Origin of the sequence: Micromonospora sp. NPDC047730 (assembly GCF_043204765.1) — a bacterium.
In the GTDB taxonomy this organism is placed as follows: Bacteria; Actinomycetota; Actinomycetes; order Mycobacteriales; family Micromonosporaceae; genus Micromonospora.
The window spans coordinates 129,128-153,914 of sequence record NZ_JBIDCU010000007.1; the positions used below are offsets into that span (position 1 = coordinate 129,128).

The following is a 24,787-nucleotide window of genomic DNA, read 5'->3' on the forward strand; positions in this document are numbered from 1 at the left end:
ACCCGCCAGCATGGCCCTCTCGCCCTCCGCCACGCCGAGGCTGACCCGCCGCGGTTTGCTCGGCGCCGCCGCCCTCTCCGCCGCCGCCTCGACCGGTGTCGCGCTGACCGGCTGCGGCGTCCACACCGGCCCGGACGCCGCCCCGTCCGGCCGGCCCCGGCGCGGCGGGCGGCTGCGGGCGGCGTTCGCCGGCGGCGGCGCCAACGAGACCCTCGACCCCCACCTGGCGAAACTGTTCAACGAGGCGTCGCGGGCCAAGGCGATGTTCGACAAGCTCGCCGACTACGGCCCCGACGTCTCCATCCGGCCCCGCCTCGCCGAAGGCTGGGAACCCAGCGCCGACCTCACCCGGTGGCGGATCACCCTGCGCCAGGCCACCTTCCACGACGGCCGGCCGGTACGCGCCACCGACGTCCTGTACAGCTACGCGCGCATCACCGACCCGAAGCGGGCCTTCCGCGCCCGGGCGAGCCTCGACATGGTCGACCTGGCCGCGAGCAGGGCGGTCGGCGACCGCGTCGTGGAGCTGGCCCTCAAGCGGCCCTTCGCCGAGTTCCCCAACGCCCTCGCGGCCTTCGGCGCCTACGTCGTCCCCGAGGGCACGGAGACCTTCGAGCGTCCCGTCGGCTCCGGCCCGTTCACGTTCGACACCTGGCGGCCGGGCCGGTCGCTGCTGCTGCGGCGCTACGCCGACCACTGGGACGGCGCGGCCCACCTCGACGAGCTGGAGTACCTGACCAGCAACGAGGAGTCCGCCCGGGTCAACGCCCTGCTCGCCGGCCAGGTGGACTACGCGCACGACGTCACCCCGACCACCGCCCGCACGTACGCCGCCGACCGCCGGATGACCGTCACGCGGATGCCGAACAGCACCATGCAGTCCTTCGCGATGAAGGTGGACCGTCCCCCGTTCGGCGACCGCGACCTGCGCGAGGCCATGTTCCTGCTGACCGACCGGCGGCAGCTCGTCGACACCGTGCTCGCCGGCTCCGGGCAGGTCGGCAACGACCTGTTCGGCAAGGGCTACCAGCACTACGCCGACGACATCGCCCAGCGCTCCCACGACCTCGACCGGGCCCGGTTCCTCGTCGACCGGGCCGGCGCCCGCGGCCTGCGCGTGCCGCTCGACACCGCGCCGGTGGCCAGCGGCTTCGTCGAGGCCGCCAGCGTCTTCGCCGAGCAGGCCAGGAAGGCCGGCCTCGTCGTCGAACCGAGGATCGGCGACAAGGACACCTACTGGAGGGACATCCTCGGCTCGGGCGTGCTGGCCTCGTACCGCTCCGGCGCCATGCCCATCGAGACGCACATCTCCCAGCGGCTGCTCACCCACTCCACCACCAACGCCACCAGGTGGGCCCGGCCCGACTTCGACGCCCACTACGCCAGGGCCGTCTCCAGCGCCGACGAGCAGACCAGACGGCAGGCGTACGGCGACATGCAGCGCATGCTGCACGCCGAGGGCGGCTTCCTGATCTGGGGCTTCGCCGACTTCCTCGTCGCCACCAGCCCACGCGTCGGCGGCGTCTCGGCCGACGCCCCCGCCAACACCCTCGACTGGGCCCGCTTCGACAAGGTCTGGCTCGGATGAGCCTGCCCCGCTACGCCGCCCGGCGGCTGCTGCTCGGCGTCGGGCAGGTCGTCGGCGTCGCCACCGTCGTCTTCGTGCTCACCGAGGCGCTGCCCGGTGACGCCGCCGTGGTGATCGTCGGTGACCAGCCCGATCCGGCCCGCATCGCCCTGATCCGCGCGCACCTGCACCTGGACCAGCCGGCCTGGCAGCGCTATCTCGACTGGCTGACCGGCCTCCTGCGGGGCGACCTCGGCGTCTCGCTGGTCTCCCAGCGGCCGGTCGCCGAGCGGCTCGCCGACAGCGCCGGCGCCACCGTGCTGCTGGCGGCCCTCACCCTGACGGTGCTGGTGCCGCTGGCCGTGGGCGTCGGCATGCTGGCCGCCCGGCGCGAAGGGGGCCGGCTCGACCGGGCGCTGTCCGCCGGGTCCGTCGCCCTGTACGCCATGCCGGAGTTCGCCCTGGCGATCCTCCTCGTCGCCGGGTTCGGCGTACAGCTCGGCTGGTTGCCGCCCACGGCGTTCGGCGCCGACCTGTCCGCGCGGCCGGCCGTCCTCGTCCTGCCCCTGCTCGTCCTGCTGGCCCGGCCCGTCTGCACGATCAGCCGGCTCACCCGGGCCGGCATGGTGGACGCGCTGCGCGCCGAGCATGTCGGGCACGCCCGGCGGCTCGGCATCACCGGCGGCCGACTCTGGCTGCGCCACGCGCTGCCCCACGCCCTGGCCCCGGTGGCCCAGCAGCTCGCCCGCACCACCGACTGGCTGCTCGGCGGAGTCATCGTCGTCGAGGCGGTGTTCGTCATACCCGGTCTCGGCACCGCCCTCGTCGACGCCGTCTCCACCCGGGACGTCCCCACGGTCCAGGCGCTGTGCGTACTCGTCGCCGTCACCGCCGTGGCCGTGAACCTGACCGCCGACCTGGTGGCGTTCCGGCTCGCGCCGCGTACCGGAGCCGTCCGGTGAGGCCCCCGCTGCGTACGCTCGTCGCGGGCCTGCTGCTCGCCGTGCCGCTCGGCCTCGCCGTGCTCGGCCCCGCCCTGGCCGGCGACGCCGCTCCCCGCAGTCTGCCGTTCGCCCCCGAGGGGCCGCTCGGCACCGACTTCGTCGGCCGGGACGTCCTGCACCAGGTGCTGCTCGGCGGCCGGTCCGTGGTCCTGGTGGCCGTCGCCGCCACCCTGCTGGCCTACCTCGTCGGGGTCCCCGTCGGCCTGCTCGCCGCGACGACCCGCCGCCGGTGGGTCGACGAGATCCTCATGCGCCCGCTGGACCTGGTCCTCGCCGTGCCGTCCCTGCTGCTGCTGATCCTGGTGGCCGCCGTCGCACGGCCCGGGCCGGCCACCCTCGTCGGCGTCGTGGCGCTCGTCGCCCTTCCCGAGGTCGCCCGGGTCACCCGGGCCGCCGCCCTGCCGCTCGCCCACGGGCCGGCGATGGAGGCGATGCGCCTGCACCGGGAGACGTGGTGGCGCCGGGCCGGCGGGTACGTGGGGCGCGGCGTCCGGCGGGTCCTGCTCGCCGACGCCGGGGTCCGGTTCGTCGGCGCGGTCTACCTGGTCGCCACGGCCAGCTTCCTCGGCGTCGGTGTCGCCCCCGACGCCGCGGACTGGGCCGTGATGGTCGACCGCAACCGCACCGGACTGTTCCTGCAACCGTGGGCCGTCGTCGTACCGGCCGCGCTGGTCGTCGCCCTGGCGGTGGGCGTCAACCTGGTCGCCGACCAGGTGCTGGCCGCCCGCGCCGACCCGGCCCCGCCGCCCGGGGACGCGGAGCCGCCCGCCCGGGGCGCCCGCCCGCCCCGCCGGGACCGCCGCTCCGGCCCGCAGGCTCCCGGAGCCGATCGGCGACCACCGCCCGGCGGGCCGCTCCTGCGGGTACGGCGACTGACCGCCGCGGCCGGGCAGCGGCGGCTCGTCGACGGGGTGTCCTTCGACCTCGCCGCCGGGGAGATCCTCGCCGTCGTCGGCGCGTCGGGCAGCGGCAAGACCACCACCGGCCGGGCGCTGCTCGGCGAGACCACGCCGGGCGTCCGCCTCACCGGCGGGATCGCGCTGGCGGGCTCGGCCGTCGCCGCCGGCGCGCCGCCCCCGGCCGGCACCGTCGGGTACGTCCCCCAGCAGCCCGCCGTGGCGCTCCATCCCCTCCGCCGCGTCGGCGCCGTGCTCGGCGAGATCGCCCGGCGCCACCCGCCCGGCCGGACCCGCCGCGCGCGTCGACAGGCGGTGGCCGACGTGCTCGACCGGATGGCCCTGCCCACCGACCGCCGGTTCCTGCGGCGCTTCCCCCACCAGCTCTCCGGCGGGCAGCAACAGCGGCTGGTCATCGCCCACGCCCTGCTCTCGCGGGCGGTCCTCCTCGTCGCCGACGAACCCACCACCGGGCAGGACGCGCTCACCCGCCGCGACGTCGCGCGCGAACTGACGGCGCTCGCCCGCCACGGCATGGCGGTGGTCCTGCTGAGCCACGACCTGCCTCTCGTCCGCGCCGTCGCGGACCGCGTCCTGGTGCTGCGCCACGGAACCGCCGTCGCGCAGGGCCCGACGGCCGAGGTCCTGACGGCGCGGGACCACCACGACCGGCAGGAGGAGGCACCCGTCCCGCCGACCCGGGGCCCGGCCACCGGTCGGGAGGCCCCACCGCTGCTCGCCGTCACCGGCCTCGTGGCCACCCACCGCCACGGGGGTCTCCGGCGCACCGTCGTCCGCGGCGTCGGCGCGACGGCCGCCGCCGGGGAGTGCCTCGCCGTGGTCGGCCGGTCCGGCAGCGGCAAGACGACGCTGGCACGCTGCGTCGCCGGGCTGCACCCGCCGACCGGCGGCCGGGTCGCGCTCGCCGGCCGACGCCTCGACCCGCACCTCGACCGGCGGGACCGGCGCGACCTCGCGGCCGTCCAGTACGTGTTCCAGGACGCCCGGGCGAGCTTCGACGCGTACCGCCCGGTCCTCGACCAGGTCGCCCGCGCCGCCCGGCGCCTGCGGGACGCCACCGACGCCGAGGCCCGGCGCACCGCCCTGCGCCTGCTCGACCAGGTGGGCCTCGCCGAACACACCGTGGCCGGCACGCCCGACCGGCTCTCCGGCGGGGAGTTGCACCGCGCGGCACTGGCCCGCGCCCTCGCCGGCGAACCCCGCGTGCTGATCTGCGACGAGATCACCGCCGGCCTGGACGGCGACGCCCGGGAGCGCATCCTCGCGCTGCTGGACGACCTGCGCCGACGCCGCGACCTGGCGCTGGTCGTGATCAGTCACGACCGCGACGTCGTGGCCCGCCTCGCCGACCGGATCGTCGTGCTCGACGGCGGACGCGTCGTCGAGCAGGGACCCGCCGACGCCCTGCTCGGCGCGGCCCGACACCCGCTGACCCGCGCGCTGCTCCCCGCCGCCGCGGAGCGTCGGCAACAGGACGACGAGGAGTGGCGGGCGGATCCGGCGGCGACACGATGAGGGAAGAGACCATGCGGCAGTACCGACACGGCGTGGGCGCGTACGAGGTGCGGATGGCCGACGGCCGGCACCTCGACGGGGCCCGCAGCGTCATGCTCGACACGTTCTACCGGGAGTTCGGCCACGGCTACCGTCCCGACTGGCACCACGACGTCATCGACCTGGCCGGCACCTACCTGACGCCGCAACCGCACGCCCTGTTCGTCGCGACCCGGGGGGACGAGGTCGTCGGCACCACCGCCGTCCGCGCCGCGGCGCCGAAGAGCCCACCGCACCCGCGCTCCCTCGCGGAGCGCTTCCCCGAGGAGTCCACCGCGCAGCTCTTCCGGGTCTACGTCCGGCCCGAGCACCGCCGCCGGGGGCTCGCCCGCGCCCTCGTCGGTCTCGCCGTCGACTTCGTCGGCCGGCAACCCCGCTACCGGGAGCTGTACCTGCACACCGACACCCGGGTCGACGGTGCCGAACGGTTCTGGCGGGCGGTGGCCGAGCCGGTGCACGACGCGCGTGACGGCCGGGCCGGCACCCACCAGACCGTCCACTTCCGGATCCCGCTGGCCGGCCGCCGACCGCGGGCGTAAGAATCCTTCCAGTCATCCATTGACTTCGATGATTTACGCCACAACAATCACCTCCTATATCGATGAACGTCGCTGTTGATCGGATCTGGAGGGGAGGTACCCGTGGTTGCTCTGAGAGGCGAGGTGTCGTGGTTCTGCTGCGGCAACGCCTGGGGTCCCTGCGGCTCGGCCGGTGGTGGTGCCTGCGGCACCTGTTCGTCCGGCAACTACCAGCACGCCTGGCCGAACACCTCGGACGCGTGCCTGGCCATCACCCGCCCGCACGTCTGCGGGATCAGCGGGATGAGCCGCCGCGGCTGCGGCTTCCGGCACTACACCACCAACCTCTGCAACGGTGCCCGGGTCGGCACCGCCATCGCCGACTGCGGCCCGCAGACCGACCTCTTCTGCGGCGAGCGCACCTGCTGCGGCTCGGCCTGCGGCAGCAACCGGATCATCGACCTGACGCCCGCGGCGTACAGCGCGATCGCCAGTCTCTCCACCGGGCTGCGGCCCTGCTCGGTCGACAGCGTCTGAACGGGAGGACCCCATGGACCAGACCCTGAGGCGCCGCCGGCTGCTCGCCACCGCCGCGCTCGGCGGCGTGGTCGGCGCCACCGGGCTCGGCTCGCTCGCCCCCGAGGCGGCGTTCGCCGCCGACGCCGCGACCGTCGAACCCGGCACGCCGGACCCGAACTTCGCCGAGGGCCGGATCAGCACGATCTCCGGCAACATGCTGCTGGTCACCGGCTCGGACACCGTGCTCCACTCGATCCGGATCACCGACGGCACGAGCATCTGGAAGCTGCACCCGACCACGTTCGACCGGGTCGCCGTCGGCGACGGGCTCTACGCCCGCGGCGTCCGCCTGCCCGACGGCACGCTCGCCGCGGACGCCGTGTGGGTCAACATCGTCAACCTGCACGGGCACATCGCGGCGGTCGGCCGCAACGTGCTGCACCTCGACCACAAGGGCCGTCGGATCGTCGCGCACGTCGTGCCGGACCGCTCCGCCGCCGTCTACAACGGCACCCCGGCCGTCAGCGACATGTCGCTGCTGCGGGTCGGCCGGCACGTTCAGGTGCTCGGCGCCTGGCACCCGGACACCAACGAGATCGACATCGCCACCGTCTACGCCGCCGCCTGACGGCGCGGCCTCCGGGCGCTACGCAGCCGCGGACCGCCCGGAGGCCGCCCGCCGGACCACCCGATGGAGACCACATGTTCGACATGATCGCGGCGCTGCAACCGCTGGTCGTCGGCGCGGTGCTGATCTGGTCCGCCCGCGTGAAGCTCTTCAGCCGGCACGCCGCCGCGGCGGCCGGCCGGTCGGCGCTCGTCCGCCTGCTCGGGCAGCACCGGGCGCTGCCCGCGTACCGGCTGCTCGGCGGTGTCGAGCTGGCCCTCGGCGCGCTGCTCGTGCTGCCGCCCGCGCTGCCCCTGGAGGCGGTCGGCGCGGCCGCCCTGACCGCCGGGTTCCTCGCCTACCTGACGTACGCCCGGCGCGCCGCCCCCACCTCCTCCTGCGGGTGCCTGAGCGCCCGGCCGACCCCGGTCTCCGGCCGCGGCCTGGCCCGGGCCGGGCTGCTGCTCGCGGCGGCCGGGCTGGCGGGGCTGGCCGACGGCGGCTGGGCGGGCGCACTCACCGGGCGGCCGGTGGCCGGCGGCGCCGTGCTGGTCGCCGAACTGGCCGCGGTGGTGGCGCTCTCGCCGGAGCTGGACGCGGCCTGGCTGCTGCCGCTGCGCCGGCTGCGCGCCCGGCTGACCCATCCGCTGCGCGGCGGCACCGGCGTGCCGCTGCTGGCCACCGTGCAGCAGCTCCAGCTCAGCGACGCCTACCGGCGGGTGGCCCCGCTGCTCCGCTCCGACGTGCGGGAACACTGGGACGACGGCGACTGGCGCTTCGTCGGGCACGCCGCGCGCTACCGGGGCCGCCCGGCGACCGCGGTGTTCGCCGTGCCGCTGGCCGACCGGGAGCCCGACGCCGTGCGGGTCGCCGTGGTCGACGACGCCACCGGGCACACCCTGCTCAGCCTGGCCGCCGCGCCGCCGCCCGCCGGCCCTCGGCTCTCCGTCGCGCCGGTCTGAAGCCTCCCCCACGTCCCCCTCCGGCGACCGGCGTCAGGGCTGGAAGCGGTACCCGCCGGGGCTTCAGTCGGCGGTCAGCCAGGCGCGGATCTCGTCGCCGTGCTCGTCGAGGCGGGGCGGCGGCAGGTCGTACCGGGGCGGCGTGGCGGAGAAGCCGATCGGGTTGCGGACGCCCGGCACCCCGCCGACGGTGACCACCGGGTCGAGCCCGAGGTCCCGGGCCAGGGCGACGCCGCCGTCGACCGTGTTGATCGGGGCGCACGGTACGCCCGCCGCACGCAGGTCCCGGAACCACTCGTCGCGGGTGCGCCGGACCAGCCGCTCGACCAGCATCGGGCGCAGGACGTCCCGGTTCGCGGTCCGGTCGGGGTTGTGCCGGAACCGGGGGTCGTCGGGCAGCCCGGGCAGGCTGAGCACCTCGCACAGCTTCCGGAACTGGCCGTCGTTGCCGGCGATGACGACGAGGTCGCCGTCGGCGGCCGGCAACGGCTCGTACGGGAACAGGCTCGGGTGGGCGTTGCCCATCCGGAACGGCGCGGCGCCGGCGGCGACGTGGCCGCTGGCGTGGTTGACCAGGCCGGACAGCGCCGAGGAGAGCAGGTTCACCTCGACGTGCTGGCCGACCCCGGTATGGGCGCGGTGGTGCAGGGCGGCGAGGATGCCGAGGGCCGCGTGCAGACCCGCCATCACGTCGAACACGGCGACACCGGCCTTGTACGGCGGGCCATCCGGCTCGCCGGTGAGGCTCATCAGGCCCGACGCGGCCTGGACCACGAGGTCGTAGCCGGGCAGGTCCGCGCCCGCGCCGGTGCCGAAGCCACTGATCGAGGCGTAGACGATCCGTTCGTTGTCGGCGGCGACGCCGTCGTAGTCGAGGCCGAAGCGCTTCAGCCCGCCGGGGCGGAAGTTCTGGATCATGACGTCGGCCCGCCGGACGAGTCGCCGGGCGACGTCGAGGTCGTCGGGGTCGGCGAGGTCGAGGACCACCGAGCGCTTGTTGCGGTTGACGCCGAGGTAGTAGGTGGACGTCCCCTCCCGGACCGGCGGCATCCAGGCGCGGGTGTCGTCCCCGCCCGGGCCCTCCACCTTGACCACCTCGGCGCCGAGGTCGGCGAGCAGCATGGTCGCGTACGGCCCGGCCAGGATCCGCGAGAAGTCCGCGACGAGGATGCCGCTCAACGGCCCGGCCTGCTGCTCCGCCATCGCCCCTCCCCTTACCCGCTGCCGCCGCGGGCGCGCGCCGTCGGGTGCGGGCGTTTCGCCGTCCGCACCCGACGGAACCCGATGGAAGGACAACGATGGCACAGCCGGCGCGCCGGACATCGCCCGCCCCGAGGGACCCGACGCCGGACGGGCGCGCCCGCCTCATCGGACGTGCTGGCACTCCGGCAGGCTGTCCAGGTTGTTCGGCGACGCGTCGTCGGCGACGGTACGCAGGTAGGGCCGGCCGCGCTTGGGCCGGACCACCCGGATGGCCGTACGTTCCGTGCCGGGCTCCTGCACGAAGAACGCGAACCGGCCGCTGCCCATCAGCTCGATCGCCTCCGGCACCGGGATGAGGAAGTGACTGCCGTCGCCGTTGTGCCCGCCCAGGGCGAGGGTCGTGCCGCTCGAGGTGCGCACGCAGCTCACCCGCACCGGCACGGCCGTGTCGTGGTACTCGGTGTCGGCGACCAGCGCCACCTGCAACCAGCCCTCGCTGGCCGTCGACGGCTCGTTCGGCAGCAACGCGTCCGGGGTGCTCGGCACCACCACGTCCGTCCGCCACGTGCCCGGCTCGGCGCGCCGGTGCCAGTGCCACGAGCCGCGTACGTCCTGCGGCAGCGGCAGGCGGGTCGTCTCCAGGTCGTGCAGGACCGGGCCGTGGCGCAGGGCGGGCGACAGCCGGGACAGTGCCGAGGACGTCCACTCCCGCAGCAGCCCCACCGACTTCTGCGGCACCAGCCCCGCGGTGACGTGCACGTCGGAGCCGGGCACCATCAGCAGGGTCAGCGGCACCGGCACCCCCGGGTTGACCGTGAACACCCCGGAGGTGTCCACGTACGGCGAGGTGATCGGGTCCGCGCCCGGCAGCGCTGCCGCCCCGCCGGCGTCGGGCAGCCCCGGCGCGAGCAGCGCCACCGCCGGGTCCACGATGTGCAGCCGGTCCATGTCGTCACCGACGCAGTACGCCAGCAGCCCGTCCTGCGCCCGTGACAGCGTGCCCAGCCGCACCGGGACGCCGGTGCGCGCGTTCTCCGGGGGCTGCCGCGGATCCTCCACCTCCACCTTCAGGTACGCCCGCACCACCGCGACCGGCCGGCCGAGCAGCAGCGCCAGGTGCTCGTCGCCGGCCCGGCCGGTCACGTCCACCGTCCACCGGGTGGTGTCCAGCACCCGCAGCAGCGACTCCAGCGCGCTCTGCGCGCCGCCGGCCGGATGGCCGCCCGCCCGGGCGGTGGCCAGCGCGTGGTCGGCGGCCAGCATGCGGTCGGCGAAGCGGGCCAGCAGCGGGTTCGGCAGGAACCGGCTCGGCGGCGCGCCCAGGGTCGCCGGGCGGCCCGGGTCCTCCTCCCACGCGGTCACCGTCTCCGGGTCGGGGCGCAGCCGCCCGTAGCCGTTGCCCTTGTCGTCGAAGAACTCCAGCGTGCGGTCCACCGACGACGGCACCAGGTAGCCGCACACCGGGCTGACGCCCGCGTCCGCGTCGCGCGGCGCGCCGAGCGCGTCGGCGAAGCGCAGCAGGACCCGGGCCGGGGCGGTGAAGCGCGGCCGCAGGGCGGCCAGGTCCGGGTGGCCCGGCACGGCGAGCGTCACCCCGTGCGTCACCGGCGCGGGCGTCGCCACGTCCGGGCCGAGCACCTCCAGGAACCGGCCGTAGCCGTCGACCAGGCGGGCCCGGTCCAGCCGCAGGAACCCGGCCCGCAGGGCCACGAAGTCCGCGGCGCGGGGGGTCTGTGGCGGCTGCGCGGCGTCGGTGGCGTTCGGGGCGTCCACCACCAGGCCGGTGGCGTCGCGACGCAGCTGCTCGGCGATCCCGACGAGTTCGCCGGAGAGCAGGTCGCGTTCGGCGTCCCGCGGGTCGACCGTGCCGTCGAGCAGCGCCGCCGCCGACGCCGACAACATCACCCGCCCGCGCAGCGTACGGCCCGTCTCCGGCGCCGGCTCGGTCACGACGGCCGGCAGGTCGTGGTCGACCTCGCCCAGCGGCCAGTCGTGCGCGCCGCGCGGCGTCGGCAGGTAGGTGGCCGACCACTCCAGCAGCAACGGGTTCCACGGCCGGCTCGGCGGGGTCACCCCGACCGGGCTGGGCAACTGGCCGTCGACCACGGCGCCCGCCGGCGGTCGCGTCGGGTCCCCCACGCCCGGGTCGAACGTCGCCCACCACGCCGCCCGCGCGGCGGCCACCGGCGACGGCCGGGTGTCGGTGGCCAGCGCCAGGTCGGGGGCGGATCCCGGGTCGATGCTGGCCAGCTCGACGAGCAGGTCCGTGGCCACCGCCGGCACGCCGTACTGCGGCAGCAGCCCGGCCAGCGGGGTCGGCGGCAGCACCGCCGCGCCCGGACCGGCGTCGCCGCCGGCCACGCCGAAGCCGCGTACGGTCTGCCCGTCCACCCGGCACAGCAGGTTGCCCAGCTCGGAGTAGCGGCCGTCGGCGCCGTGCTTCGGGCTGCGTCCGCCACCGGCCACCACCAGCGCCGGCTCCAACGCGTGCCAGACCCGCGGCCGGGTCCGTTCCACCTGCACGAACGACCCGCCGCCGGCGGCACCGCCGGAGCCGGCCGCCGGCTGCCAGATGTACTCGTTGCCCGCCGCCGCCGGGGCCGAGCCGAACCGGCTCTGGTGCAGCGAGGCGTCCAGCCGGGCGGGACCGTCGGCGCCGGTCACGTCGGACAGCGCGCCCTGCAGCAGCGCCTCGACCATCCGGGCCGCGTCGGCGGGGTCGTCCGGTTCGGCGGCGAGCGCCGCGAGGGCCTCGGCGAGGGTCTCCCCCAGCGCCACCGCCACCGCGTCCGACGCGGGACGGTAGTCGGTCTCCCGACCGAGCAGCCCGCCGTCGCCGGGCCAGTTCGGCTGCGGCCAGCCGATGGACACCGCCGCCGCGTGGTAGACCGACCGGTCCGGCACCGGCTGGTCGTCGCGGCGCGGCGGGTAGACCTCCCAGCCGAGGTCCTCCATCCGCTCGGTGTACGCCGTCTCCCCGGCCACGTGCAGCGGGTCGCGAACGGGGTCGGTGTACCAGCCGAGCACCAGGTACGCCACCGGGCCGGTCACCCCGGTCAGCTCGTCGTGCAGGGCGAACCGGTGGGTCACGTTGTCGTAGTAGCCGGCCCAGCCGAGGTCGCCGTGGCCGAGCGCGGTCAGCGGGGACCTCGGCGCGGCGCCGGGGGCCGGCAGGGTCGGGCCGGTCAAGGCCCGGTCCACCCGGACGGGTTCGATCGCGCCCGCGTACGGCAGCAGCCACGCCTCCACCGCCCGGGGACCGGGCGTCGCCGGGCCAGAGATCCGCACGACCAGCCACCGGTCGGGCACCGGCGGGAACGTGGTCGCACCGGTGTCGTCGGCGACGCCGCGGGTCAGCCCGTCGGGCAGCCCCCAGTGCAGGTGCGCGCCGGGCGGCCGGGCGGTCTGCCGCGCGCTGAACGGTTCGGGCAGCACGTCCTGCTGCACCCGGCCGCTGGCCGGCGGAGTGGGCCGGGTCAGCGCCGTACGCGCCCAGTCGGAGGCGGCGCCGGGCTCCCGCACGACCAGGACGTCGAGCGCGACCGGGACGAGGACAGTTGTCACGACGAGGGGCTCCCTCTGTTCGGCGGGCCTGACTGCGGTCGGGCCCCGCGGTGGATCGGCGACGCCGAGGATCAGGCCGGCGGGGTGGAGGCGCCGAACCGCTGCCGCGACGGTGCCTGGAGCAGGGACAGCGCCACGGCGGCGCCGCCGCGCGGCCGGGGCAGGGGGCGGGCCTGGTCGAGGTTGCGGGCCAGGCCGGCGACGTCGACGACGCCGGGCACCGGGCCGGGGCGCATCGGCACCGGGACGCTGCCCAGGTCCGGTCCCGCGCCGTCGCGGATCGGCGCCCGCCAGCCCGCCCCGTCGGCTTCCAGGCCGAACTGCACGCTCTGCGGCGGTTCCTCCAACCACACCAGGCGGGGGGCGCCGCGGAACAAGGCCACCAGCACCGACGGCGACAGCCGCTCCAGGCGCAGCAGCTCCACCACCAGGTCGGGTCGGGTGCGGGCCAGCTCGTCCGGGTCGACGCCCGGCCGCACCACGGCGGGGTCGTCGCTGGTCCAGGCGCGTACCTCCATGCCGGGCCAGCCGCTGACCAGGGACGAGCGGAGCAGGAACCCGGTGACCGGGACCGGCCCGGCCGCGGCGGTGAGCTCCCCCGCGGCCCGGGCCTCGGCGAGCAGGTCGGCGGCGACCGGAATCGACATGCGGGTGCGCTGCACCTCCCGCACCAGCGGCAGCTGCTCGGTCACCGCGGCGGTGACCCGCGGCAGCAGCGTTCGGGTGCCGGCGCGTTCCCGGCTGCCGTCGCCGCCGACGGCCAGCGCCCCCGCCCGCAGCCGCTCCAGCCAGCCGTCATCCAGGCGGAAGAACCGGATGGACTCGGGCGGCAGCAGGCGCGCGTCGGGCACGAGGTAGCGGAACGGCAGGTCGTGCAGCAGGCTCCAGCGGGCCAGCAGGTGCTCGACGTACGGGGGCAGCGGCGGCGCGTCGGCGGTCGCCGCCGCGACCGGCTCGGCGACGGCACGCGCGGCGGCGGCGGCCAGGGTGCGGGCCCGCGGCGCGGGCTGCCCGGTGGTGTCGGCGGGCGGGCCGACCAGCGCGCCGAGCCGTTCGGCGAGCAGCCGGCCGCCGGCGGACAGGTGGGTCGTCACGACGGTTCTCCTTCCGGGCGCAACTGGCGCGGGATGACGCTGGAGCCACCCGGGTGCGCCTGCCACAGGTCGGCGCGGGCGGTGCGGGACAGCAGCCGCTGCGCGAACGTCTCACCGAGGGCGGCGAGAGGGTCGGCGCCGTCGACGGCCACCGCGGCGGCACGCCGCAGGTCGGTGCCCTCGGCGGCCACCGTGGCGGTGCGGCGCACGGCGGTGCCGGAGGCGGCGTACGAGCGGGCGCTGTCCTCGCGGAGACCCGCCGCGCTGCCGGCTCGTGCCGCGTCGTCGGCGGCGCGGTGCCAGGCCACCACCTCGCGGATGAACCGGCCGTCGGCGGCGGCGAGGAGCCGGCCCAGCTCGAACGCGGCGTCGCCGGTCACGTCGCCCGGCCCCGCGGGCAGCGGGTCGGGTGCCGCACCGAGCAGCGGCGGGCGGTAGCCCATGGTGGCCGGCGTGCCGTCGCGGCGGGTGGCGGCCAGCGCGAGCGCCCCGTCGGCGTCCACCAGCGGGGGCTGCCCGGCCGGCGGGGCGCCGAACGCGCCGAGGTCGAGGTGCCCGGCGACGTGCTCGAAGGTGCCGCCGGCGGTGCTGGTCACGAACGGCCAGGACGCCAGCACGAGCAACGTGGGCACGCTGGTCAGGTTGGTCGCCCAGACGTCGTCGCGGGCCTCCAGCGACACCAGGCAGGCCGTGTACGGCGTGGGCGTAACCCCGCCCAGCGGCAGCCGGTTGGCGGTGACCACGGCGAACCAGCCGTCGTCGTCGCTGCCGGCCAGCGCGGTGTCCGCGACGTTGACCTGACGCACATGGGTGAGCAGCCTGACGTCGGTGCGGCTGGGCAGCAGCGACCGGAACGTGGTCAGGTCCTTGGCCCGCAGCCCGACGACGGCCCGGTTGCCGTCGACCGGCTCGATGCCGTTGAGGCGGGTGAACACCGCCTCGCCGACGACGGAGCGCAGCGTCCCGGTGGTCAGGGTCGCCTCGTCGGACCGGACGACCAGCAGCGCCAGCCAGGGCGTGCCGTCGCCGAGCCGTCGCTCCCACGGCAGGGCGCGTCGGCCCAGCACCACGTGCGGCAGACGGTCGCCGAACGCGCCCACCGCGTCGCGGGGCGGGTGCTGCCCGGCGACCTCGGTGGCGTCGAGGGCGAGCCGGGGCGCGCCGACCTGCACGTGGGTGGCGTGCTCGGGTGGCGAGGTCTTCGGGGTGCCCCGGTCCGTCACCTCCAGCCTGCTGGTGAACCGGTAGATGCCGGCGGTGAGCGACGGCGTCACCGTGTCGTGCAGCCGGATCGATCCCGGCGCGACGGGGGTCTCCGTCATCACGCCTCCGTTTCGTCGTCGTCGAAGGCGACGAACGCCGCCGCTGGTGCCGGGGCCGCCGGCTCGGTCGCCGGGGCCGCCCCGGCGACCGCGGTACGCGCCGCCGACCGGGCGGCGACACCCGGGCGGCCGGGCACCGTCGCGGGTCTGGTGACCCGGGCCAGTTCCCGCCGGGCGGCGGTGCAGTCGGTGTCGACGGCGTGGTCCGGGGTGCCGATCACGCCGGCGACCCGCCAGCCGTCCCCGGCCACGACCTGCACCGAGATCGCCTCGGCGCCGCGCTCCGCGTCGACCGTCAGGAGGATGCGGTGCGGCTGGTCGTCGTCGGGGGCGTCCTCCCGGCTGCTGACCCGCACCCCGTCGAGTTCGACGCGGACGTCGGCGAGGCTGGCGGTGGCGGACACCGGTTCCAGGGACACCACGACCGCGCGGGTCGTGGCGGGCAGGTTGGTGACCAGACCGTCGACGGCGGCGGAGAGCAGCGCCGCGGGCACCGGCACGTGCTCGCCGGCCTGGCGGTAGCGGGCCGGCGGATGCCACGGGTGCGGCAGCAGGACGGTGGCGCCCGGCGCGACGAGCACGCCGTCGGTGACCGGGACCAGCGGCGTGTCGGCGGCCCAGCCGGCGGCGGCGCCGGCCGCCGGGGTCACCACCGCGCGGGCGGCGTCGGCGGGCACCCGGGTGCCCGCCCGGGCCGGGCCGTCGCTGAGCGGCGCGCCGGTGCCGGTGAAGGTGACCAGCCGCAGCGGCGCGGACCCCTCGTCGAGGCGCAGCCGCAGCCCACCGGCGCCCGTGGTGTCCCAGACCTGGGTGCCGCCCACCGGCAGGGCCGCGCCGCTGTCCCCCTCCGCGCGGGCCCGGGCGACGGCGCGGAGCTCCGCCCGCCCCGCGCCCCGGTGCTGGTCGGTGGAGACGGTCGCGCGCAGCCTCGGCCCGGCCGGCGCCGCCACGGCCCGGCGGGCCGCGGTCACGGCGGTCTCGGACGAGTCGGCGGTACGTCGCAGGCGCAGCACCGACGGCGCCGGCGCGACGGCGTCGGGGACCGACAGCGGCAGGTGGCGCTGTGTCTCCTCCTCGATCATCGTGGCCAGGGCCACGTCCGGCAGCACGCCGGTCGCCTCGGAGACGGTGATCGGGGCGGCCAGGCCCACCGACGACAGGGCCCGGAGCATGGTGGGAGTGGCGCCACCCTTCGCCGTGCCCGCGAGGGCGCTGTCCCACAGGCCGGCCGGGAATCCGGCGGTGGCGGTGGAGGGCCGCAGCGTCTGGATCTGCGCGGCGGGCACCGCGACCCAGTTGGCGCCGACGCGCTGTTCGACCGCGACGACCATGGTCGCGCGGGTCCTGCCCATGTTCCATCCGGCGGGGACGACGTCGACCTCCCGCCCGTCGGTGCGGTCGTCGGCGCGGCCGCTGCCGGTCAGCCGCCACCCGTACAGCGGCATCAGCGACTCCACCCGGACCGCGAACTCCGGCGCCACGGACCACGGGCGCTCCAGGGTGCCGTCGGGGCGGCTGCCGACCGCCGGCGGCAGGGTGCCGGCGGTGACGGTGCCGCTGGTCGCCGGGCGGGCCGCGTCGCCGCCGCCGAGGTACTTGACGGTCACCTGGTTCCAGTCGAGGAGCGGCTGCTGCTGCGCCCTGCCGAACTTGACGGTGACCGAGGCGATGGCCAGGTCGACCGTGACGGTGCCGTGCAGCGGCGGGCCCTGGATGCGTACCCGGGCGCCGAGGGAGACGCTGACGTTGATCCGCGCGCAGGCGAAGAAGCACACCTTGATCGTGAAACGGGCGCCGACGCTGACGCTGGCGGTGATGTCGTAGGTCAGCGGGTCCCACCGCAGGTACACGTCGAGGGCGGCGACGAACCAGACCCGCACCGGTGAGCGGTCGTAGGAGGCCTCCAGGCGACCGCCGAGCATCACCGCCGACGGGGTGAGGGTGAAGTACGCCTCGCCCTTGACCACCACGCCGCCGCCGACGGACCAGTGGAACCCGACCCGGGGCACGTCCGGGTAGTGTGCCGGCTTGTTGAACCGGGGGTGGTAGCCGCCGATGGAGAGCAGCACCTCCGGCCGGTCGAGCCACACCACGAAGGCGAACCCGCCGGTGACCTGGCAGTCGCGGCTGAGCAGCCACGAGTTGCGGGTCAGCGCCGCCCGGACGGAGAGCACCTTGTCCACCGTGCTGTACCGGGCGGCCAGGGCCAACTCCAGGTTGACCACCGCGGCCTGCGCGTCGGGCAGCGCCATCCGCATGAGGCCGAGGAGGCCGACCTCCAGTCCCCGGTCGGCGGAGACGTAGGCCAGGGCGGTGGTGTGCAGCAGTTGGAAGGTGGAGAACTTCACCCCGGCGGCGAGCCAGAACGCGCCCCGGGCCGGCGGGATGTCCCTGGACATCCGCGCCAGTGCGCCCATCGGGCCGCCAGAGCCCCCGAAGCCGCCCTCGTCGATGGCCTTCACCAGGGGGAAGGCGGGCACGCCCTGCGGGTCGCGGGGCACCATCAGCCGGCGGTTGTAGCCGGCACCGCCGGCGAGGCCCAGGACGTACAGGTAGGGCGGGCCGCCGAGCGGGAACCCGACGGACAGGAACACGAACAGCGAGGTGTACTCGCCGAGGTCGTCGCGGGGTCGGGCGTACGAGCCGACCGCGGTCAGGCCGCGCCCGGCCAGGTCGACCGAGAGCATGCCGTCGTACTGCACGCCGTTGGCGCCGGTGACCTTGACCAGCCCGCCCGCGACCGACACCCCGGGCGAGCTGAACGACACCGACAGGCCGGCCAGGTCCACCTCCCAGGCGCTGAGGTCGGTGGGGTTGCGCAGCGGCACCAGCAGCGACAGGTCGTCGACGTCGAGGGTGAGCCCGGCGACGGCGACCCCGCCGTCGACGGACACCCCGACCTTGCCCGGCCCGGAGGTGGCCGCCTTGTACAGCAGCGCCAGCTCCGCGATGTGCAGCGGACCGTAGCTCCGGTTGATCTCGAACCGGGCCTCGGCCTTCCCGCCGAACAGCACCAGCCACCGGCCGCCGCCGCGGGCGACCAGCACGTCCAGGGGCGGATTCGCCGGGGCGGCGTCGCCGCCGCCGCCGGTCTGCAGCAGCGACGCCGCGACCGGGTTGGACCCGCCCCCGCCGGGGGCCATCGGGAACCCCAGCCCGTCGAGCATGACGGCCCCGTCGACCACGGTCGGCCGGTCCAGCGCCGCCGGGCCGGTCAGCGCCAGGTCGGCGCGGACGTGGGCGCCGACGGCACCGAGGCGGAATCCGCCGGTCTCGACCAGCGCCCTGCCGGACGCGCCGGCGGCCACCCGGATGCCCAGCCCGCCCAGCCGCAGCACCGGCCGCAGCTGCGGCGCGGCGGGGGTGGTGAGGTCGAGCAGCAGCAGGCCGACGCCCCGGCCGGCCTGCCCCCACCCGGCGTCGACGGTGTCGGGCAGCCCGAAGCGCAGCTGCACGGCGGTGTCGCCGGCGGGCAGGGCCAGCTCGCCGCGCAGCACGAGGCCGTAGCGGGCGCCGTCGGTGACCACGGACAGGGTCAGCCCGCCCGGCACCGGCACGGGCACCCCGGTGACGGCGTCGAGGGCTCCGCGCAGCAGCCCGACCGGGGTGGGCAGGGCGGGAGCCATCCGCATCCCGTCCGGGGAGTCCACGGCCACGCCGGCGCTCGTGAGGATCTGCGCGGCGGTGCGGCCGCCGGACCACAGGGGCCGGCGCAGCCACGGCTCGGCCGCGCGCAGGGCGAGGGTTCCGGCCATCGGCACGACCAGCCGCTGGGCGAGCTGCGCCAGCTCGGCCGCCCCGGGCAGCTGCACCACCGGGGCGAGCTGGACGCCCAGCTCACCGGTGCCGGCGTCGTCGCTGCCGAGCAGGCCGAGCCGCACGGCCAGTCCCGCCGCCGTGGCCTGCGCCGACAGCCGGGCGCGCAGGGTCACCCCGAGCCCCGTGTCGACGTACGCGTGGGCGGCCAGCGACGCGGTCACGGCGGAGTCGGCGTAGCCGACGGCGATGTCGGCGGTGACCGCGCCGGCGGTGAGGCCCTGCACGGCCAGCCCGAGTTCCGGTCGATCGGCGGCCAGGTCGGTACGCAGTTCGACGGTGCCGTCGAGCACCGCGACCCGGACCACCACCTCTCCCGGAGTGGCCGGCGGCGGCACCTGGGCGTCACCCAGGACGCGGCGCAGCAGGGCCACGACGGCGGGCGCGGCGACCGTGCCGACGCTGGCGAGGGCCCCGGTGGAGAGGTCCCGCGCGAGGTCGGCGAGCGCGCCGGTGCGGGCGGCGAACCCGTACGGCGCCGACTTCGGGTCGTAGACGCCGAGCGCCGTGGCGACGTCGAGCACGTCGTCGAGGGCGGCGGGGTGCGGGTCGCGGGCGCCGATGCCCTCGACGAGCCGGTCGAGGAGCTCCGGCAGCAGTCTCGCCCCGGCGGCCTCCACCAGCGTGTCCAGGCCGCTCACCGCCGGCAGCAGGGTGACCGTGGCGTCCAGCGCGGCCGGGGTGACGGCCACGGACAGGCCCGAGGCATCGGCGCCCAGCCGCAGGTCGAGCGCGCCCCAGTCGCCGGGCAGCGGCAGGTGCAGGGTCAGCTCGCCGCCCGGCCGCACCTGCCGGGCGGCGTCGACGTCCAGCCGCAGCGCGAGGTCCAGGGTGGCCGTGCCGGCGTCGTCGGTCCACAGCACGATCGGGTCGGTGGCGCCGACCAGCAGCCGCAGCGCCCGGTCCTCGGCGGTGCCGACGTCGAGCAGGTCGACGGTGACGCCGCCGGGCAGGGTGAGGGCGTGCGCGGGGTCGGCGGCCAGGCCCAGCGGGGCCGCGGCCAGGCGCAGCAGGCCGGCCAGCGGCGCGGCCTGCGGCGGCGCGCCGGGCGTACCGGCGAAGGTGCGCTGCAGCCAGGCGGCCGGCTCGGTCAGCAGCCCGTCGAGGGAGGCCACCCGCAGGTCCTCGCCGGTCAGCTGTTCGAGCAGGACGCCGAGCGCGCCGCCGACGAGCAGCCGGGGCAGCAGCGACGCGAGGCGGGCGGGCAGGTCCGGGCCGGCCGGCGACAGCCCGACCGGCCCGGGCAGCCACGGCGCGGCCAGCGACATCGCGCCGGCGGCCCGGGTGAGGGTGACGCCGCCGACCGCGAGCGCGGCCTGCACGCGCGGGGTGGGGTCGGCCAGCGCCACGGTCGAGGAGCCGGTGAGGGTGACGCCGTGGCCGAGCCGCAGCCCGGTGCCGGTGGTGCGGGCGGTGAGCCGCCACGGCCGGGCCTCCAGCACCAGCTCGACCGGCAGTCCGGCGAGGCGGCGCCGCCAGGGACCGCCGCCGGCGGCGGTGTCCCGGACCAGGCCGAGGAGCCCGGCGGCCCGGTCGACCAGCGCGGGCAGCCGGGGCGCCAGCCAACCGGTGGCGTCGGTGCGCAGCGCGGCGACCGCGTCGGCGAGCACGGCGGCCGGCCGGCCGGGCGCGGCGCGGTGGATGACGCCGAGGGCGGCGAGTTCGTTCAGCAGCCGGGCCAGCCGGCCGTTGGCGGCGGCCACCCGGTCGAGTTCCTGCACCAGGGCGTCGAGCAGCTCCGGCGACCGGGGGTCGGCCAGGTCGACGGCGGCGGCCGACTCGCCGCGCAGGGCGGCGTCGTGCAGCACCACGTGGATGTCGGTGACGGGGCCGGCGGTGCCGGCGCGCACGGTGGCGCGGACGGTGAGGGCGCGGACCCGGGCAGGCCTCGGGGCGCCGGTGCCGGGCCCGCCGAGCAGCCACCCGCCGGGGCGGGCGACGCGGACGCGCACCTGCGCCGACGAGAGGTCGGCCGGCGCCGCCGGGTCCAACGCCACCGAGCCGAGCCCGAGGCGTACGTCGACGTCGACGTCGGGGTCGCCGGCCGCCGGGGCGCCCAGGTCGAGGGCGAGCCGCAGGGCGGCGACCGCGTGGGTGGGCGGTGCGGCCGGTCCGGCCTCCTCGACGGTGTGCGTGGTCAGCGCGGCGACGAGCGCCGCCCGCAGGTCACCCGCTCCCCCACTGCCGTCGACGTCGCCGAGGCTGCCGTGCAGCGCGAGCGCGGGCACACCGCGCAGGTCGACGGGTGTGCCGAGCCAGCGGGCGAACGCGGCGGCGGGTAGCGGGCGGGGGCGGGCCTGCGCGCCGGGCTCCCCGGCGGCGTACCCGTCGAGCAGGCGGCGCTGGAGGCGCAGGGCGGCGTCGAGCAGTGGCGCGGCCGGCAGGCCGGTCGGGGCCAGCACGCCGGCCAGCCGCACCCCCTCGGCCACCGCCGGGGCGTCCAGCGGCAGCAGGGCGCCGTCGAACGCGGTGCCGACGGTGATCAGGCCGAGCACCTGCGCGGGGACGGCCGCGACGAGTTGCCGGGCGACCAGGCCGAGGTAGGAGTGTCCGACCAGGATCGTGCGTACGCCGGGACGCACCGTCCGCACCGCGTCCTGCACGTGCCGCAGCGCGGCGAGCGCGGCGGCGGCGGGGAGGGTGCCGTCGTCGGCGAGGTCCACCACGTACCAGTGGGCGGCGGGCAGCGTGCCGAGGTCGACCAGGTCGGGTGGGGTGCCGGGGACCCGCAGGTCCACGGTGGCGACCTGGTCGGGCGCGACGTCGCCGAGCAGGTCGGCCCAGGGTCGTGACCCGGCCAGCGGCGGCGCGAGCAGCAGCACCGCCCAGTCGTCGCCGGCGGCGGCCGTGCGGGCGGCGATCTCGTCGCGGAGCTGGGCGACCGCCGCCGGCGCGGTGGTGAGGGTGTCGTGGGTGGCGGCGACCGGGGTGCCGGCCCGCCAGCCGGTCTCGGCCGGCAGGGCGGTGCCGGCGGGGACCAGCCCGTCGCCATCGGTAAGCACGCCGGCCAGCGCCCCGAGCGCCGCCGCGGCGTGGGTGGCGTCGACGCCGTCGAGCACGCCGGCGACCTCCGGCAGGTACGCCCCGGCGGCCTCGGCCGCCGCGAGCACGTCGGCGCCGGTGACCGGGATCGGGTCGGCCTCCTCCGAAGCGTCGTCGGTGTCGGCGCCGGCGAACCGGTCGACCAGCGGCGCGATCGCCCACTTCGCGGGCGGGCCCTGCGGCTCCAGCCAGGCGAGGACCTCCACCGCGTCGTCGCCGGCGCGGTGGACCGGCACCCGCCAGGGCGCCGCCTCGGTGCCGCCGCCGGAGACGGGCAGGTCGACCTGTGGCAGGTCCTGGCCGGGCAGGGCGGGCAGCCGGTCGGTCAGCGCGGCCTGCAGCAACCGCAGCAGCGCCACCAGGTACGGCGTCCCGTCGTCGGTGCGGGCGTCCTCGTCGCGGGCCAGGTCGGCGAGCCACCGGCGCAGCGCGGCGGCGGGGTCGGCCAGCAGCGACGACAGGTCGGTCGGGTCCGGGGGCAGCAGCGGCGGCATCCCCGCGAGCGGGCCGGTGGTGCCCGGCCCGGCGATGCCGACCAGCGCCAGCAGGTCGCGGGCGGTGGGGCCGGCCCACGACTCGGCGACCCGGGCGAGCAGGCCGCGGGCGGCGCCCCACAGTGCGGCGGGGTCGACGCCGAGGCCGAGGTCGGGCAGGGCGGGGTCGATCGGGCCGGCGGGCGGCAGGGTGAGGTCGCCCAGCAGGTGGGGCACGCCGTCGACGGTGACGGCGAGGTCGTCGACGGTCGCGGTGACCGCCACCGGCGACCCGAGCGACCAGGCGACGTCGAGGCGGACGCCGTCGGTGGAGACGCGTACCGGCGCGCCGATGGCCAGGGCCGGCGGGTCGAAGACGGCGGTGGCGGTGACCCCGCCGAGCCAGGCCGGACCGGTCGCCCCGTCGAGCGGGATCGAGGCCAGCGCCGCGCGGACGTCCACCCGCCAGGGCAGGGTCGCGTCGAGGTGGGCGCCGCCGCGCAGGGCGAGTCCGAGCTCGACGACGGGCGCGGCGGCGGTGCCGGAGTCCCACAGGACGAGGTCCAGCGCCACGGGGGCGCCCGGCGCGGCGGCGAGCGCGTCCACCGGGACCCGCCACGGGTCGGCCGGGGTGCCGGCGCCGGTCACCACCGGTGTGGCGGTGCCCGCGAGCCGGGCGACGTCGCGCAGCACGCCGGGCCAGCCGTCGGGTGCCTGGCGCAGCTGCCGGTAGTAGGCGGCCAGCGCGCGGGTCGGCGCGGTGGTGAGCAGTCCGAGGTCGACCCCGGGGGTGGTGCCCAGCCCGAGCAGGCGCCGCAGCGCGGCGACCGGGCCGGCGGCGGGGCCGAGCCCGGTCTCGATGGCTTCCTCCAGCAGCGACTGCGCGGCGGAGGTCAGCGACCGGGCGTCGGTCAGGTCGACCAGGTGGAGGTGGTGCGGGTCGTCGCCGATGGCGACGGTGACGTCGCGCAGTTCCAGCAGCGGGGTGATCGTGCCGCTGGCCGCCCGGTAGCGCAGGCCGGCGCGCAGCCCGCCGACCTGCACGGCACCGGCCGGCTCGCCGGCGGCCGGGAAGAGCCGACCGCCGTGGGCGGGCGCGGCGACGAGCACGTCGAGGCGTTCGAAGAGCGTGACCGGGGCCGAGCCGGTCAGCGGCACCACCAGCAGCACGGCGTCGCCGCGTACGACCGCGTCGAGCGTGCCGTCGCCGGTGTAGGTGACCCGGGCGCCGACCACGAGGGCGCCGGCGCCGGTGGCGGGGTCGGTGCGGACGGCCACGGTGAGGTCGACCGACGGCGGGCCGGCCAGCACCGGGATCAGCAGCGGGTCGGCGTCGGTGGGCAGGTCGGTGCGCTTGGACTCGTCGGCGCCGAGCAGGCCGGCGACCGAGTCGAGCCAGCCGACCAGGCCGGGCGCGCCGTCCGGGGTCCGCGCGGCGACCAGCGCGGCCAGCCAGGACCGGAACGCCGCCGGGTCGGTGGCGAGGTCGCCCAGGGGCAGCGGCACCAGGCCCGGGGCCAGGCCCAGCAGGCCGGGCAGGTTGGCCGCGACCAGTCGCACCGGTGCGGGCACGCCGTCGCCGACCTCGGCCAGGACGTAGCGCAGCAGCGCGGTGACGAGCAGGGCCAGCTGGGAGCTGCCGGCGGCCGGGTCCAGCACGAGCGGCTCGGTGGCGCCGGGCAGGCCCCGGACGGTGACGGTGACGCGGCTCAGCGCCTCGTCGGGTGGGGCGACCAGCAGGACGGCCGCCTCCACGCTGGCGCCGGTGTCGCCGAGGGGCGCCCGGGCGCGCAGCCGGATCGGGTGTTCCCTGCTGGCGGCGACGGCGGTGACGGTGCCGGCGGACGCCACGAGCAGGTCGAGCCGCGCGGTGACGGCGGGGCCGCCGGCGACCGGCCCGGCCTCGGCCTCGATCGCCAGGGTCAGCGGGGCGGACGCCGCCGGCCCGGCGCGCTCGACGACCAGGTAGACCTGACCTTTGCCGCCCTGCTCCAGCAGCGGCACGTGCCGGGCGACCCGGTCGGGCCGGCCGGCCGCCTCGGTCGCGAAGCGCGGCCGGGCCGAGGGCAGCAGCACCTCGATCGCGCGCACCAGCGCGGCGCGCTGGACGTCGCTGGCGACCAGCTTGCCTACCCGCGTCCACGGGTCGGCGAAGAACTCCTCGACCAGCCGGACGCCGCCACCGGAGGGGGCGAGCAGCCCGAGCGCGATGCCGAGGTCCTCGACCTCGGCGGGAATGCCGTCAACGTTGATCATGGGCCCACCCACCCCATCGTCCCCCCTCGGTTCCCGCCCTCCTCGGTGGATTCGGCGCGGGAGTTCCCGGAGGCTACGGAGGACCGACCCCGAAACTCTGTCGCCCTTCGGACGTTGCCGACCGTGCCGTCGCCGAGACGGTCCGAAGCGTCAGACCGCGTTCGCCCGTTGCGGCACGCGGCTCCCCCGCCCGGCCAACCGGGTCGACGACTCGGTCGGCCGGCGGCTGACCGATCGATCAGTCAAACGCGTCCCCGGCCACTGGAATACCTGGCCGGAGTGGACACGTTCGACGACCGTCGACCGTCGTCCGGCGGCGGTGACCGACCGGTCGGTCAGTCGTGATGCCAATAGGCGACTCTCCCCTTG

General features: G+C 77.2%; 12 protein-coding genes. 7 read left to right on the forward strand and 5 right to left on the reverse strand.

Annotated features, from left to right (window positions below; translation table 11 throughout):
• Window positions 1–10: 10 nt before the first annotated feature.
• From ACGF5G_RS18310 to ACGF5G_RS18340, 7 genes are all read left to right on the forward strand, one after another.
• Window positions 11–1,588 (forward strand): ABC transporter substrate-binding protein, encoded by a 1,578-nt coding sequence (locus ACGF5G_RS18310; protein WP_393264039.1) that lies wholly within the window; start codon window positions 11–13, stop codon window positions 1,586–1,588.
• Window positions 1,585–2,529: an ABC transporter permease gene (locus ACGF5G_RS18315; RefSeq protein ID WP_393264041.1), complete on the forward strand. Its 945-nt coding sequence runs from the start codon at window positions 1,585–1,587 to the stop codon at window positions 2,527–2,529. Before ACGF5G_RS18310 ends, ACGF5G_RS18315 begins: the two co-directional genes overlap by 4 nt.
• Entirely contained in the window at window positions 2,526–5,003 is a 2,478-nt protein-coding gene (locus ACGF5G_RS18320; RefSeq protein WP_393264043.1) for an ATP-binding cassette domain-containing protein, read from the forward strand. The genes ACGF5G_RS18315 and ACGF5G_RS18320 overlap by 4 nt, the downstream gene beginning before the upstream one ends.
• 11 nt (window positions 5,004–5,014) lie before the next feature.
• The gene (locus ACGF5G_RS18325) at window positions 5,015–5,581 is read left to right on the forward strand and encodes a GNAT family N-acetyltransferase (RefSeq protein ID WP_393264044.1); all 567 of its coding nucleotides are present in this window, start codon (window positions 5,015–5,017) and stop codon (window positions 5,579–5,581) included.
• Between the two features lie 102 nt (window positions 5,582–5,683).
• The gene (locus tag ACGF5G_RS18330; RefSeq protein ID WP_350708163.1) at window positions 5,684–6,097 is read left to right on the forward strand and encodes a hypothetical protein; all 414 of its coding nucleotides are present in this window, start codon (window positions 5,684–5,686) and stop codon (window positions 6,095–6,097) included.
• 13 nt (window positions 6,098–6,110) lie between these two features.
• Window positions 6,111–6,707 carry a cell wall protein gene (locus ACGF5G_RS18335; protein ID WP_350685971.1) on the forward strand — a complete coding sequence of 199 codons (597 nt, stop codon included), beginning with the start codon at window positions 6,111–6,113 and terminating at the stop codon, window positions 6,705–6,707.
• A gap of 74 nt (window positions 6,708–6,781) precedes the next feature.
• Entirely contained in the window at window positions 6,782–7,648 is an 867-nt protein-coding gene (locus tag ACGF5G_RS18340; RefSeq protein WP_393264046.1) for a MauE/DoxX family redox-associated membrane protein, read from the forward strand.
• Window positions 7,649–7,711: 63 nt separating this feature from the next.
• Here ACGF5G_RS18340 and ACGF5G_RS18345 read toward each other — a convergent pair whose 3' ends face one another.
• From ACGF5G_RS18345 to ACGF5G_RS18365, 5 genes are all read right to left on the reverse strand, one after another.
• Complete coding sequence (locus ACGF5G_RS18345; RefSeq protein ID WP_393264048.1) at window positions 7,712–8,851, reverse strand: CaiB/BaiF CoA transferase family protein; 1,140 nt, start codon at window positions 8,849–8,851, stop codon at window positions 7,712–7,714.
• Between the two features lie 162 nt (window positions 8,852–9,013).
• Window positions 9,014–12,415: a DUF3892 domain-containing protein gene (locus ACGF5G_RS18350; protein ID WP_393264050.1), complete on the reverse strand. Its 3,402-nt coding sequence runs from the start codon at window positions 12,413–12,415 to the stop codon at window positions 9,014–9,016.
• A gap of 71 nt (window positions 12,416–12,486) precedes the next feature.
• The gene (locus tag ACGF5G_RS18355; protein ID WP_393264052.1) at window positions 12,487–13,509 is read right to left on the reverse strand and encodes a hypothetical protein; all 1,023 of its coding nucleotides are present in this window, start codon (window positions 13,507–13,509) and stop codon (window positions 12,487–12,489) included.
• Complete coding sequence (locus ACGF5G_RS18360) at window positions 13,506–14,831, reverse strand: hypothetical protein (protein ID WP_393264053.1); 1,326 nt, start codon at window positions 14,829–14,831, stop codon at window positions 13,506–13,508. The genes ACGF5G_RS18355 and ACGF5G_RS18360 overlap by 4 nt, the downstream gene beginning before the upstream one ends.
• Window positions 14,831–24,418, reverse strand: a complete 9,588-nt coding sequence (locus ACGF5G_RS18365) for a DUF6603 domain-containing protein (RefSeq protein ID WP_393264055.1) — start codon at window positions 24,416–24,418, stop codon at window positions 14,831–14,833. Before ACGF5G_RS18365 ends, ACGF5G_RS18360 begins: the two co-directional genes overlap by 1 nt.
• Window positions 24,419–24,787: the final 369 nt, after the last annotated feature.